Origin of the sequence: Streptomyces sp. NPDC088732 (assembly GCF_044751205.1) — a bacterium.
In the GTDB taxonomy this organism is placed as follows: Bacteria; Actinomycetota; Actinomycetes; order Streptomycetales; family Streptomycetaceae; genus Actinacidiphila.
This window is the reverse complement of the sequence record NZ_JBIVLI010000004.1, coordinates 352,430-365,777: the sequence shown is the minus strand read 5'-3', so window position 1 is coordinate 365,777 and position 13,348 is coordinate 352,430. Positions and strand designations below refer to the sequence as shown.

At 74.4% G+C, this 13,348-nt stretch carries 11 protein-coding genes; 1 reads left to right on the top strand and 10 read right to left on the bottom strand.

Going from position 1 to position 13,348, the window contains the following annotated elements:
• Positions 1–47: 47 nt before the first annotated feature.
• The 6 genes from ACIP9H_RS09565 to ACIP9H_RS09540 all read right to left on the bottom strand — a co-directional run bounded on the left by ACIP9H_RS09565 (position 48) and on the right by ACIP9H_RS09540 (position 7,507).
• Positions 48–2,666, bottom strand: a complete 2,619-nt coding sequence (locus tag ACIP9H_RS09565) for a SpoIIE family protein phosphatase (RefSeq protein WP_401580724.1) — start codon at positions 2,664–2,666, stop codon at positions 48–50.
• Between the two features lie 146 nt (positions 2,667–2,812).
• Entirely contained in the window at positions 2,813–5,449 is a 2,637-nt protein-coding gene (locus ACIP9H_RS09560) for a SpoIIE family protein phosphatase (RefSeq protein ID WP_401958516.1), read from the bottom strand.
• A 139-nt stretch (positions 5,450–5,588) separates the two neighbouring features.
• On the bottom strand, positions 5,589–5,996 hold the full coding sequence (locus tag ACIP9H_RS09555) for a (deoxy)nucleoside triphosphate pyrophosphohydrolase (RefSeq protein WP_401580728.1): 408 nt from the start codon (positions 5,994–5,996) through the stop codon (positions 5,589–5,591).
• A 10-nt stretch (positions 5,997–6,006) separates the two neighbouring features.
• Positions 6,007–6,177 carry an SPOR domain-containing protein gene (locus ACIP9H_RS09550; RefSeq protein WP_360915022.1) on the bottom strand — a complete coding sequence of 57 codons (171 nt, stop codon included), beginning with the start codon at positions 6,175–6,177 and terminating at the stop codon, positions 6,007–6,009.
• Entirely contained in the window at positions 6,174–6,611 is a 438-nt protein-coding gene (locus tag ACIP9H_RS09545; protein ID WP_401580730.1) for an RpiB/LacA/LacB family sugar-phosphate isomerase, read from the bottom strand. Before ACIP9H_RS09545 ends, ACIP9H_RS09550 begins: the two co-directional genes overlap by 4 nt.
• A 188-nt stretch (positions 6,612–6,799) precedes the next feature.
• Positions 6,800–7,507 (bottom strand): SDR family oxidoreductase, encoded by a 708-nt coding sequence (locus tag ACIP9H_RS09540; protein ID WP_401958511.1) that lies wholly within the window; start codon positions 7,505–7,507, stop codon positions 6,800–6,802.
• A 160-nt stretch (positions 7,508–7,667) separates the two neighbouring features.
• Between ACIP9H_RS09540 and ACIP9H_RS09535 the strand changes: the two genes are divergently transcribed.
• A complete protein-coding gene (locus tag ACIP9H_RS09535) occupies positions 7,668–8,507 on the top strand; it encodes a helix-turn-helix transcriptional regulator (protein WP_401580734.1) in 840 nt (279 codons plus the stop codon).
• Positions 8,508–8,749: 242 nt separating this feature from the next.
• Here ACIP9H_RS09535 and ACIP9H_RS09530 read toward each other — a convergent pair whose 3' ends face one another.
• From ACIP9H_RS09530 to ACIP9H_RS09515, 4 genes are all read right to left on the bottom strand, one after another.
• Complete coding sequence (locus ACIP9H_RS09530; RefSeq protein ID WP_401580735.1) at positions 8,750–9,505, bottom strand: GntR family transcriptional regulator; 756 nt, start codon at positions 9,503–9,505, stop codon at positions 8,750–8,752.
• A 90-nt stretch (positions 9,506–9,595) separates the two neighbouring features.
• Entirely contained in the window at positions 9,596–10,882 is a 1,287-nt protein-coding gene (locus ACIP9H_RS09525) for a M14 family zinc carboxypeptidase (RefSeq protein ID WP_401580737.1), read from the bottom strand.
• A 145-nt stretch (positions 10,883–11,027) separates the two neighbouring features.
• The gene (locus tag ACIP9H_RS09520) at positions 11,028–12,002 is read right to left on the bottom strand and encodes an LPXTG cell wall anchor domain-containing protein (protein WP_401580739.1); all 975 of its coding nucleotides are present in this window, start codon (positions 12,000–12,002) and stop codon (positions 11,028–11,030) included.
• Between the two features lie 154 nt (positions 12,003–12,156).
• Positions 12,157–13,209: a carboxymuconolactone decarboxylase family protein gene (locus tag ACIP9H_RS09515; RefSeq protein ID WP_401958506.1), complete on the bottom strand. Its 1,053-nt coding sequence runs from the start codon at positions 13,207–13,209 to the stop codon at positions 12,157–12,159.
• Positions 13,210–13,348 lie beyond the last annotated feature (139 nt).

Sequence of the window (13,348 nt, the reverse complement as noted above, 5' to 3'; positions counted from 1 at the left end):
GGGCCGGCCCCGCGGGGCCGGCCCGCACGCTCGCACCGGGGCGCTGCTCAGAACAGGCTGAGCAGCGCCTCGATCGTGTCCTCCCCCGAGGTGCCGCCGCCGTCCGCGGGCAGCGCCAGTTCGAACCAGACCGTCTTGCCGCGGTGGGTGCGGCGCGAGCCCCATCGCGTACTGAGCAGCGAGACCAGTTGCAGGCCGCGGCCGCCCTCGTCGGTGGCGCGGGCACGCCGGCGGCGGGGCTGCAGGAGGGCGTCGTCCCAGACCTCGCAGACCAGGGTGCGGTCGCGCAGCAGGCGCAGCCGGATGTCGCCGTGGCCGTGCCGCAGGGCGTTGGTGACCAGTTCGCTGACGAGCAGCTCGGTGGTGTCCACCAGGGCTTCCAGGTCCCACGACAGCAGGCAGTCACGGGCCAGTTCGCGGGCTCTCGCGACCGAGCGGGGGGTCGGCTCCAGCGTCCAGTCGCCGACGGAGTCGGCGGGCAGGCCGTGCACGCGGGCCATCAGCAGGGCGATGTCGTCCTCGCCGTGGGCGGTGTCGAGCCGGGCCAGTATGTGGTCGCAGACGTCCTCCAGAGGGCGCTGGGGGTCGTCCAGGGCCAGCCGGAACGCGCGCAGGCCCTCGTCCAGGGGGTGGCTGCGGGACTCGACCAGGCCGTCGGTGTAGAGGGCCAGCAAGGCGCCGTCCGGGAGGTCGATCTCGACCTCCTCGAAGGGCTCGCCACCGACGCCGAGCGGCATGCCGGTGGGCACCTCCAGCATCATCGCCGGCTCGCCGGGCTCCACGAGGACGGGCGGCAGATGGCCGGCGTTGGCGATGACGACCCGGCGGGTGATCGCGTCGTAGACGGCGTAGACGCAGGTGGCGAGGTAGACCTCGGACAGGTCGGAGGAGTCCGCCTCCTTGCCGTGCCGGCTGGTGCGGCCCTCGCCGCTGCCGCCGAGGCCGCGGGCGACCTCGTCCAGGGCGGTCAGCACGTCGGCGGGCTCGATGTCGAGCAGGGCCAGGGTGCGCACCGCGGTGCGCAGTTCGCCCATGGCGACGGCGGCGCGCAGGCCGCGGCCCATGACATCGCCGACGACGAGCGCGGTGCGGTGGCCGGGCAGTTCGATGACGTCGAACCAGTCGCCGCCGACCTCGGTCTCCATGTTGCCCGGCAGGTAGCGGCAGGCGATGTCCAGCCCGGCGGCCTCGGGGTTGCCGGGGGGCAGCAGGCTGCGCTGGAGGATGAGGGCGCGTTCGTGCTCGCGGCGGTAGAGCCGCGCGTTGTCGATGAAGATCGCGGCGCGGGCGGCCAGTTCCTCGGCGATCATGCGGTCGCGCTCGGAGAACGGCTCGCTGCCCTTGGCGCGGGCGAACTGCACCAGGCCGAGCACGGTGTCGCGGGCGACCACGGGCACCGCCAGGATGGACTGGACGAGCCCGCCGCCCAGTTCGCCGAGTTCGACCTCGGTGTCGCCGCCGTCGCCGGCTATGACCTGGGTCTGCGCGGTGCGCAGGGCGCCCGCCCAGGGCGAGTTGAACGGATAGCGGTGCACGGCGCCGACCGACACCGGGCTGCTGCCGGTGTCGCCGCCCAGCCGGGTCACCGGCGCGTCGGAGACGGCGCTGGCGAAGGCCACCCGGCGGACCTCGCCGCTGCCGTCGGCGGTCCCGACCGGGCCCTCCTCGCCCACCAGGAGCGCCTGGTAGAGGTCGACCGAGGCCAGGTCGCAGAAGTGCGGCACGGCGACGTCGAGCAGCTCGCGCGCGGTGGTCTCCAGGTCCAGGGAGCTGCCGATGCGCCGGCCGGCCTCGTTGAGCAGGGCGAGGTTGCGGCGGGTGTGGGCGGCCTCCCGCTCGGCGCGCTGGCGCCCGGTCACGTCCTGGGCGAGGCCGGCGACGCCGATGGGCCGCCCGCTGCCGCTGTGCAGCCGGTAGAGCGAGATCGCCCAGCGCCGGCGGCTGGTGGTCCCGCCGGCCGCGGGGACCGTACCGACGATCGTCATGTCGAGCACCGGGTTGCCGCTGTCCAGGACCTGCTTGAGCGCGGCGGTCAGCCGGTCGGCCTCGACCCGGGAGAGGAAGTCGTGCGGGCTGCGGCCGTGGTGGCCGCCGGGAGTACGGCCGAAGACGGTGGCGAAGCGCTCGTTGACGCGCAGCAGCCGCAGGTTGGTGTCGAAGAGGATGAAGCCCATCGGCGACTGGCCGAACACCGCCTGGGAGGAGGCGAGATCGGTCTCGATCTGGCGCAGCACCCGCATGTCGACGGCGATGCACAGTGCCCCGCGGGCGTTGGTCTCGCCGCGCGAGGGCATGACGTAGACCTCGGCGAGGCCCTCCTGGCCGGCCTTGTCGCGGTAGGGGACGACGCCGGTCCACTCGCGGCCGTCGAGGATCTCCGCGACGCGTTCGTGCGCGCGCTCCCGGCGGTCCTCGGGCACGAAGGCGCGGATCGGGTCCTTGCCGAGGGCCTCGGCCGCGGACACCCCGAAGAACTCCTCGGCGCGCTCGCTCCACTGCTCGATCCGCCCGTCGGGGCCGAGGGAGAACGAGGCGACCCGGATGTAGTCGTAGATCGACCCGGGAGGGCTCGACTGCCAGGCGCTCTGCGGCAGGGCCTCAGGGTTCCGGGGCCCAACGGCCCCCGATGGCTCATCGCTCACGCCCGACCCCTCCAGCTCACACATACGGACCGGCTGGTGCCGAGTATTCAGCATTACCCCCGTTCCGCACATGGTCTTGTCGATCACAGCATCATCTCAAGGCGTACCGATCCCGCCGGTGCCCCACTTCAACTACCCTGCTCCAGCGCGTCGAACCGTGCGCGAGGGGGTCATGCCGGTACGGGCAGGGCGAGTTCGAACCAGACGGTCTTCCCCGGCGGCCCGTGGCGCGTCCCCCAGCGCCGGGAGGCGCGGGCCACCAGCTGCAGGCCCCGGCCGCCCTCGTCCTCGGCGCCGGCGGAGCGTTCGCGGGGCGGATCGGGCAGCGGGTCGGACACCTCGACCAGCAGCGAGCTGCCGCGCACGACGCGGACGCCGATCGGCCCGTGGGCGTGGCGCAGGGAGTTGGTGACGAGTTCGCTGACGAGCAGCGCGGTCACGTCGGTCAGTTCCCGCAGCTCCCACCGCGCCAGGGTGTCCCGTACGAGCGCCCGGGCGTGGCGCACCGCGCTGGGCTCCGCGGCGAAGGTCCAGGAGGCCGTGCTGCCCTCGGGCAGACCGCCGAGGCGGGCCACCAGCAGGGCCACGTCGTCGGGTTCGCGGCCGTGCGCGAGGGTGGCCAGCAGGTCGTCGCAGGTGGCCTCCAGGGAGTGCGGGGGCCGGGCGGCGAGCACCGCGCGCAGCCGCTCCAGGCCGACGTCGATGTCCTCGTCGCGCGCCTCGATCAGGCCGTCGGTGTAGAGCACCAGCACGGCCCCGTCGGGGACGTCGAGTTCCACCGACTCGAACTCCACCCCGCCGACACCGAGCGGCACCCCGGCGGGGATGTCCATCAGCCGCACCTCCTTCACGGGGTCCGCGGGGTCCGTGACCGCCGTGCCGGCCGTCCCCTCCGTACGGCCCGTTCCCGGGACGACCAGGACGGGCGGCGGATGCCCGGCGCGCGCGACGGTCAGCCGCCGCGTGGAGGGGTCGTAGACGGCGTAGACGCATGTCGCCGTCCAGCCCTCCGCGGTGTCCCCGGCCAGGTCGTCCCCGAGGTCGTCGACGCGCCTCAGCAGCTCCTCCGGCGCCATCTCCATCGCCGCCAGGGTGCGCACCGCGGTGCGCAGCCGCCCCATGGTCGCCGCAGCCCGCAGCCCGTGCCCGATGACGTCGCCGACGACCAGCGCCACCCGGCCGCCCGCCAGCGGGATGACGTCGAACCAGTCGCCGCCGGCGGCGGCTCCCGAACTGCCCGGCACGTAGCGGAAGGCGAGTTCGACGCCCGGCGGTTCGGGGACGCTCTGCGGCAGCAGGCTGCGCTGGAGCATCAGCGCGCCCTCGCGCTCGCGGATGTAGAGGCGGGCGTTGTCCAGGGCGGCGGCGGAGCGGTCGGCGAGCTCCGTCGCCAGCGCGAGGTCCTCGGCGTCGAAGGGCTCGCGCCCGCCGGCCCGGCTGACCACCAGCAGGCCCAGCACGATGCCGCGGGCCACCAGCGGGGCCACGATCAGCGAGTGGATGCCGAGGTCGACCGCGGCCTGCACCTTGGGGTCGCCCGGGTAGGTGGTGATCGTGTCGCGCAGTTCCCGCGGGCTCTGCACCAGGGCGGGCCTGCCGGTGTGCAGCACGGCGCCGAAGATCGACGCGCGGTCGACCTGGATCGTCTTGCCGATGCCGAGCATCCGCTCGACGAGCGGCCCCTCCTTGATCGCCCCGATGCCGAGCTGGCGCATCCTCGTGGTCTCGCCGTACGGGGCGCCGGGCAGCTCGCCGCCGTCGGGGACCGCGGTGTGCAGGATGACCCCGCTGTAGTCGCTGAACCGCGGCACCACGGTCTGCGCCAGCTGCTCGGCGATCCGCCGCACGTCCAGGAGGTCCGCCAGCCGCGAGCCGACGTCGTTGAGCAGGGCCAGGCGGCGCCGGGCGCGTTCGATCTTCGCCGCGGAGTGCTGCCGTTCGGTGACGTCCATGACGGTGCAGCTGATGCCCAGCACCCGGCCCGCCCCGTCCTCCAGGCGGTGGTAGGACACCGACCGCCATCCGCCGTCCCGTCCGGGGATGACGACGTCGATGACGGCCCGCCCGGTGGCCAGTACGTGCCGTTGCAGCGCGGCCAGTTCGTCCGCGGCGCCCTTGTGGACGACCTCGTCGACCCGGCGGCCCAAAGTCCGCTCGCGGGGGACGCCGTTCATCCGGGTCAGGGCGTCGTTGACGCGGATGTAGCGCAGGTCGGTGTCGAAGATGGCGACGCCCAGCGGGGAGGAGTCGAAGAGCGGGTCCAGGGCCGCGAGATCGTGCTCCAGGGTGCGGATCCGGCTGGTCTCGGCGACCGAGGCCAGCACGAACTGGCGGCCGTCCCCGTCGACGAGCATCGAGGCCCTGGCCTCCACCTGGACACTGTGCCCGTCGCGGTGGCGCAGCCACAGGACGCCGTCCCAGCTCCCGGAGCGCAGCAGTTCCTCCAGGATGCCCTCCGCCGGGCCCGGGCCCGACACGGCGCCGGACCGGGGGGCGCCGCGGGCGGACGGCCGGGCGCCGGCCGCCAGCAGGGTGCCCACCCGGCGGCCCACGATGTGCTCGCCCGCCCAGCCGAGCATCTCCTCCGCGAGCGGGCTCCACAGCAGGACCCGCCCGGAGGTGTCGAGCATGACCACGGCCAGCCGCAGGCTGTCCAGGAGGCCGCCCGCCATGGTGCGCAGGGGTGGCGGCGGCAACGGCGGCGGCAGCGCCCTGGCGGGTCCGAGCGCACGCGCAGTCGCGGCCGCGGGCGGCGCGGGCTCCCGTGCGCCCTCCGCGTCCTGGGTGGAGTCGTCGCTCCCTGTCATGAATGGGGGCCCCAGACCATTGGGGGGTGTCCGGCGGGTGCCCGTCGGAGCGTCCTGGACGGATCAATCAGCCCATACCCGGTATTCCGGTCCGCATATCGCGGGACGGCGGCGGGGGGTCCGGCGGCCGGAGGACGGCTCATCGGCGTGCGGACGCGCGTGCCGCCACCCAGGCCACGGCCGGCCGGTCCTGGTCCAGCCAGTCGACCTCGTCGACGCGGTCGGCGGCCAGCCAGCGCAGTTCGTCGTGGTCCTGGAGCGGCCGGGGCTCCCCCGCGAGGATGCGCGCCGTCCAGACGTGCAGGACGTACCCCGGTTTCAGCGGCCACTCGCCCGGGACGCGTTCCAGGGGCTCCGCCTCGATGCCGAGTTCCTCGCGCAGCTCCCGCACCAGCGCGTCCCGCGCGGTCTCGCCGGCCTCGGTCTTGCCGCCCGGCAGCTCCCAGCGGCCGGCCAGTTCCGGCGGGGCGGTGCGCCGGGCGGCCAGCAGCCTGCCGTCGTCGAGCAGGGCGGCACCGACCACCACGGTCACGTCACGCGTCGTCATGCGCGGAACCTTACGACGCGCGGCGGTCGATGCGCTCGATCAGGTAGAGCTGCTTGTGCCCGCGGGCGTCGAGGGTGTCCGCGACGCGCTCGGCCTCCTGCTTGGTGGCGTAGCGGCCGACGCGGTAGCGGTTGCCGTTGTCGTCCTGGCGTATGACGACCCACACCAGCTCGCCGCTCATCGGATCTCCTCCAGGTGCGCGACATTGGCGCGGTCGTCGTCCTCGGCGCTGGGCCGGCCCGCGAACCAGGCGTCGAGGATCTCCCGCAGCAGCGGTCCGCTGGTCAGCCGCAGGCTGAGCGCGAGGGCGTTGGCGTCGTTCCATGTGCGGGCGCCGTCGGCGGAGTACGCGTCGACGCACAGGGCGGCGCGGACGCCCGGCAGCTTGTTGGCGGCGATGGAGGCTCCCGTACCGGTCCAGCAGCAGACCACGGCGTGGTCGGCGCGGCCCTCGGCGACGTCCCGGGCGGCGCTCTCGGCGCTCCAGGCCCAGTCCTGGCGGTCACCGGCGCGCAGTGCGCCGTGCGGGAGGACGGTGTGGCCGCGGCCGCGCAGTTCGTCGACGAGCTGCCGCGCCACTGGCTCGTCCATGTCCGAGGAAACGGCGATGCGCATATGCCGGAGCCTACGCCTCAACGTGACGCGCCGGACACGTTCGGACGGTATTCGACTCGATCGGGCCATGTTCGATGGGGAGTTGACTCAGAAGGGCCACTCGTTCGCGCCCTTCGGGCTCCCCGCGCGCCCCGGCGGCGCCGCTCGGATCCCCAAGCGGCCGCCGGAGCAGGCGAAGTGACGGTGCATCACCAGGGCAGGACGCCGTTGCGGTCGAAGTAGCCGCCGGTCGGGCCGTCGGGGGCGACCGTCGCCATGCGGACGATGACCTCGGCGCCCTCCTCGACCGTCTGGAAGCCGGTGTTGCCGTTCAGGTCGGTCTTGGTGAAGCCGGGCTCCACGGAGTTGATCCGGAAGTGCGGGAGCGCCTTCGCGTACTGCACGGTGATCATGTTGACCGCCAGCTTCGACGCCGGGTAGTCCAGGCCCGGGAACATGTGGGCCGGCTGGTCGGGGTCGGTGACGTGGTGCAGCGAGGCCAGTCCGCTGCTGACGTTGACGACGACGGGAACGGCGGACCTGCGCAGCAGCGGCAGGAAGGCGTGGGTGACCCGCACGACGCCGAAGACATTGGTCTCGAAGGTCTGCCGCATCGCGTCGGCGGTGGTCTCGACGGTGGGCACCACGCTGTTGTCCGGCCGGCGCACCTCGATGCCGGCGTTGTTGATCAGGACGTCCAGTCCGCCGTCGGCCTCGACCGTCCGCGCGGCGGCCGCCACCGAGGCGTCGTCGGTGACGTCGAGGACGACGAAGCGCGCACCCAGCCGCTCGGCGGCCTCCCGGCCGCGCCCGGCGTCCCGGGCGCCGATCCAGACGGTGTGGCCCTCGGCGATCAGACGGCGGGCGGTCTCGTACCCGAGGCCCTTGTTGGCGCCGGTGATGAGAGTGGTCGGCATGGTCGGCATCGTCGGCATGGTCTTGCTCCTGTGGGGGTGGGGAGGGTCGGTGACTGATGCCTCCAGCGTGCGGCGGGGGCCGCCGCGCAGACAGTCGTCCCGTGTTCCTGGGACTCGCGGTACCAGGGCGATCGAGCGCCCGGAGCGCACACTGGGGAGCATGGCGACAGCGGAGTTCGGCAGGGCGGTGCGCCGGTGGCGCGACCAGGTGTCCCCGGAGGCGGCCGGCCTGCCCGCGGGCGGTCACCGGCGTGCCGCGGGGCTGCGCCGGGAGGAACTGGCGCAGCTCGCGGGGATCTCCGTCGACTACGTCACCCGGCTGGAACAGGGCCGCGCCTCCAACCCGTCCGCCCAGGTCGTGGAGGCCATGGCGCGGGCGCTGCGGCTGTCGCCGACCGAGCGCGGCCACCTCTTCGAGCTGGCCGGGCTGGCGCCGCCGGGGCCCGAGACCGTCCCCGCGTACATCACCCCCAGCGTCCACCGGCTGCTGGACCGCATGACCGGCACACCCGTCGCGGTCTACGACGCCTCCTGGACGCTGCTCCAGTACAACCCGCCGTACGCGGCCCTGATGGGCGACCCCTCCGGATGGCGCGGCAACGACCGCAACGGCGTGTGGCGGCACTTCCTCGGTGCGGGCAGCCGCGCCCGGCTCACCCCGGAGGAGCTGGAGGCGTTCGAGACCGCGGTGGTCTCCGACCTGCGCGCGGCGGCCGCCCGCTACCCGTCCGACCAGCGGCTGCGACGCATGATCACGGAGCTGAGGGCGGGCAGCGAACGCTTCAGCGCGCGGTGGGACTCCGGCGCGATCGGCCGCCACGAAGCCGCGCGCAAGACCATCGACCATCCGGGGGTCGGCGCCGTGCGGCTGGACTGCGACGTGCTCACCGTGGCCGGCAGCGACCTGCGGATCATGGTCTACACCGCCGAACCCGGCACCGAGGACGCCGAACGCCTCTCCCTGCTCACCGTGCTCGGCACCCAGTCCCTCGTGGGCTGACCCGGCCCTGGCCCGGGGCGGGCGGCCTCCCGGTCGGTGGGTCGCCGACGCGTGCCCGGGGCCCGGTCCGCGGCCGCCGCGCGGACGGTTCACCGGGGCCCGCGTCGATCGTCGCGGCCGGGCGCGGCGGTCGGATCCCACTCCGGCCGGGACCGCGCCGCGGAAGGGACGGCGGGCCGGAAACGACCGCGGCGCCCACCGCGCCGGGACGTGCCGTCAGAGGGCGGACCGCGCCGCCGGGGTCACTTGACCGGCATGCGGTAGGACGCCCGGTAGCGCTCGGCGGGGACGATGATGTCCGCGGTCTCGACGGGCAGGCCCGAGGCGTAGAACGTGCGGCGGATCTCGATGACGACATGGCCGGGGACGCCGCCCAGCACCGCGGTCTCCTCCGCGAGCCCGGGGCGGGCGCCGACCTCCTCGGCGACGTTGTCGACGACGACGTCCAGCGCGGCCATGCGCTCGACCACGCCCTGCCCGGCCAGCGGACCCTCCTCCGGCAGCAGGACCGGGGTGCGTCCGGTGACCGACAGCGGTTCCCACGAGGTGGCGAGCATCATCGGCTCGCCCTCCGTGCGGTAGAGGTAGCGGGTGCGCATCACCCGGTCGCCGGGCTGGATGCCCAGCCGTTCGGCGACCCGCGGTCCGGCCGCGTCCTGGAAGCTGTTCGCCTCCCAGTTGCCCTTGAAGCTCTCGTCCGCCTGCTCCTGCCGGAACGGCGACGCCTGGCCGCCGCCCGGCCGGTAGCCGGTGCGGACGATCAGCCGCGGGTCGGGGCGCTCGCGGACGTACGTACCGGAGCCGGAGCGGCCCTCCACGAAGCCCTCGGCCATCAGGACCTTGCGGGCCTCCAGCGCGACGGTGTCCGACACCCCGTACTCGGCGCGGATGCGGGCCTGCGACGGCAGGCGGGTGTGCGGAGGGAGCGTGCCGTCGAGGATCTTCTGGCGGAGATCCCCGGCGACGCGAAGGTACGCGGGCTGCTCACCGAAAGGCACGTGCCCCTCCCTCGGGTTGACTGTGTGCAACAGCTTGGCAACACACCGTTGCCAGTCGCAAGTCTTGCCCATCGGATTACTTCTGTCGCGTCAACCCGGCAACAGCTCGAACGCCGCGAGGACCACCCTGGCGTGCTGCTCCGCCTGGTGCCTGACAGGGACCCAGCGCGCCCGGTGCGCGGTCTCGTACGCCCGGCACCAGTCCGCGACCAGGCGTTCCAGGCACTCGCGCACCGCGGCGGCCGGGACCTGGGACGGATCGGCGCCCCGGGCGAGTCGCAGCAGCATGGCCGCGGCGCGCAGCGGCAGCCGCTGCGCGTAGATCTCGACGCTGCTGACCCGGGCCCGGGTCATCGCGGGCAGCGGCGGCGCGGAGGCGGTGCGCAGCGCCGGGTCCCAGTCGGCGGCGAGCTGCGGGCCCACGGCGACGATCTCCTGCGCAGCGCGCAGCAGCGGCCCGCCGTCCCCGGGCAGGCAGGGCCGCAGCTCACCTATGAGCCCGCCGACGTGCTCGCTCGCCCGGCGCAGGGCGACGCCCGCGGCACGCAGCGCCTCGTCGGCGGCGGGGTGCGGGGAGGTGTCGCCCGCGCGGTCGCAGGCCCACATCGGCACCTCCGCGATCGCGGTGATGCCGCCGTAGCGGTGGGCGTAGGTCCAAGTGGAGTTGCTGGCGTCCTCGCGCGGGCCGCCGGGGGGCGGCATCACGTAGACGCCGGGCCCGGGGCTCGGCCAGTGGAAGGCGTCGGACGAACCGGCCTCCAGCGGGATGTCGAACTCGGCGGCCGATTTGGCGATCCGCTCGGCCAGCCGGGGGATGGCCCGGGTCACCTGGATGAAGCTGCCGCCGACGTCGATGCCGTGCAGCGAGCACTGGAGCACCGGGCGCAGTTCGTCGATGACCGCGATCAGCGCCCGGGTCTCGGGCAGCGCGCCGGCCAGTGAGCCGTCGTCGGGCAGCCACTCCGGCTGCTCGGCGGCGCGCGGCCGGAAGAAGTGCCGGTAGTGGCCGAGCATCGTGAACCGGCCGTCGGGGACGGCCTCGTTGAGCCGCGCGCCGTCCGGGTCGGCGCACAGCAGGAAGTGCCAGGCGGCGTCGGCGCCCTCGCGCAGCGCGGGGTCGGCGGCCACCCGCCGGGCCAGCCGGAGCGCGGTGGCGCCGCCGATCATCTCGTTGGCGTGCGGCCCGGCCACGACCAGCACGTTGCGCCGTCCGTGGCCCACCGACAGCAGGAGCAGCGGCTCGCCCGCCCGGGAGGTCCCCACCGTCCGTACCCGGCACAGATCGGGCCGGCGAAGGGTCAGCGCCCTGGCCGCCGCGTTCACCTCGTCCACGGTCGGGTAGCGGTCGCCGGCGGTGGTCTCCCCCGGATGTCTCATACAGCCCCCCGCTGTGGTCGAACGGTCGCACTGGATTGTTCCAATGCCCGTCAACCCGGGGCTAGTACGCGTAGGCGTGGTCGCCGCACACGGATGAAGGGGGTACGGCGCCTGGCGCAGCCGTACCCCCTTCCCTGCCGGAGCGTCAGTGGCGACGGGCGGCCTGGCGGCGGCGCGAGGCGAAGACGACGCCACCGCCGGCGAGCAGCAGCAGCGCGGCGGCCGCGGAGACCATGCCGACGTTGCCGGAACCGGTCTCGGCGAGGTCGCCGGAGTCACCGTTCGGGGACTGGGCGGCGTCGACCGCGGGGCTGGAGTCCGACGCGGAGGCGGAGGCGGACGCGGACGCGGAGTCCGACGCCGAAGCCGAAGCCGACGGCGTCTCGGACTCGGTGACCGGAGCCGAGGTGGACGGCGTCGCCGAGACCGGCGGCGTCGTGGTCTCGTCGCCGCCGGACGGCGTGGTCGGCGGGGCGGTGGTCGGCGGCGTGGACGGCACGGTCTGCGTGCTGCAGTCCTTGGTGCCGCCGTTCCACCAGGCGATCTTCTTGTCGCCGATGACCGCGTGGTCCGGGCCCTCGGGCAGCGGCCCGTGCTCGTAGCCGTCGTTGGCGTCCATGACGCCGTCGTACTTCTTGTTGCCGTAGTACAGGTCGACCTGGGCGAAGCAGGTGACGTCCGGGACGGCGACGTCGAGCGTGTCGGTGCCGTTGGTGATCGTCACGGTGTCCCAGTCGTGGAACACCTGCTTGCCGGAGGTCTCGAAGGTGGCGCCGTGCGTGCGGTACGAGGCCAGGGACACGGTGCAGGACGAGGAGCCGTCCGCGACGCGCACCTTGACGTGCACCTTTCCGTCCTCGGCGGGCTTGAGGGTGACGTCGTCGACCTTCACCGACGCGTACCAGTTGGTGCCGTCGAGCGAGAACTCGCAGCGGTCGGTGCTGGTCTTGGTGCCGCCTCCCTGCCCGGGCTTGTAGGTGTGGTGGCCGCCCTTGTCCCAGCCCTTGCCGCCGGGGCAGTCGCCCGCCCAGGCGGAGGTGGCACCGGCCGCGGAGAGGGCGACGGCGGCGGCACTCACACCGAGCAGCCGTCCGATGGTGACGCGTCGCGATATGGCCATGCGGAACCCAATCTTGCGTTGCGTGGCCCGGCGGGAGCGCGAAGGACGGCAGCTGCTTCCCCGTGTGCGAGCAGGCCGAGGCGTCGCCGGGCAGAGGTCGAGGTGCACACGGGGCTCTCCGGCCCCAGTGGCACCACGCATCGTCGTGTCTGCGTCAATGGCCTGTCAACCTGGCCCGCTGAAAAGGTCGTTGGATCGAGGTTTCGATCCGGGAAATGGCGGAAAGTGCGCCGAACGCGATCAGTCGCACCAGGTCCGCGTCGTACGGATCGGGGTCGGCGGCGCGCCAGGCCTCCACGTCCGCCTCGGTGATCCGGTACGGGGCCAGCGCGGCGAGCAGCACCAGCCGCGCCGCCGGGCGCTGGGCCGGGGGCAGCGGGGACGTCCGGTGCGCGATCCAGCCGCCGTCCAGCGGCGGGTGCGAGCCGTCCCACACGTCCACGGCGGCGGCCACGGCCTCCCGCGCCTGCACGCCGAGCCGTTCCCCGCCACGCCCCGCCGCGGCCCGCAGCGCCGCGAACGCGGTCCCCACGGGCGCCCCTTCGGCCCAGTCCGGCGGCGGCCCGGCCGGCACGCCGCGCAGCAGCGGCAGGCTCGCGCCGGGCTCCAGTTCCCTGCGCACGGTGCGCCCGAGGGCCCGGCCCCCGGCGCTGCGCACCAGCCGCAGCCGCTGCAGTCCCGCGGGCAGCATGTCGTCGGTGAGCAGCGCCGACACCATGCGGTTGATGAAGTGGAAGGCCAGCGCGGTGCCGATGAACTCCGGTGCGTCCGCGGCGTCGAAGGGCCGGCCCGCCGCCTCCGGCGCGTCCGGCCCGAGCGCGGTCCTGGTCGCCTTCCCCCAGGCGAGCAGCGCGGCGTGCCCCGGGTCGGCGGGCGCGTCACCGCGGGCGACGGTCTCGGCGAGCCGGTGGTCGCCGGTGGCGTGCAGCAGGACGGTGTGCGCGTCCACGCAGAACGGGCAGCGGTTGGCCTGCGAGACCCCGAGCGCGACGAGTTCCTTCGCGGTGCGGGAGGCGCGGCCGGCGAGCAGCGACTCGCGCAGCACGGCCCAGGTAGCGGCCAGCAGGTCGGGGGCGGGCGACAGCACCACGAAGGTGGGCGCCCGCCGGATGCCGAAGTCGGTCGCCAGCTGGGCGTACACCGCGGCGGACCGCCCGGTGAGCGTGTCCGGCGGCGCGGGGGTGGTGAGGCGGAAGGGTGCGGGCACGGGATGCCTCCTCCGGGGTCGTCGGCCCGTTCGCGGATCTCGATCGTGGACCCGGACCGGCCCCCGGGTCGTCGTCCCCGGGAAGTGACATGGCACTGCTGCACGGGCCGCGTGGCGGGGCGGCGCTACTCCCCGGGGA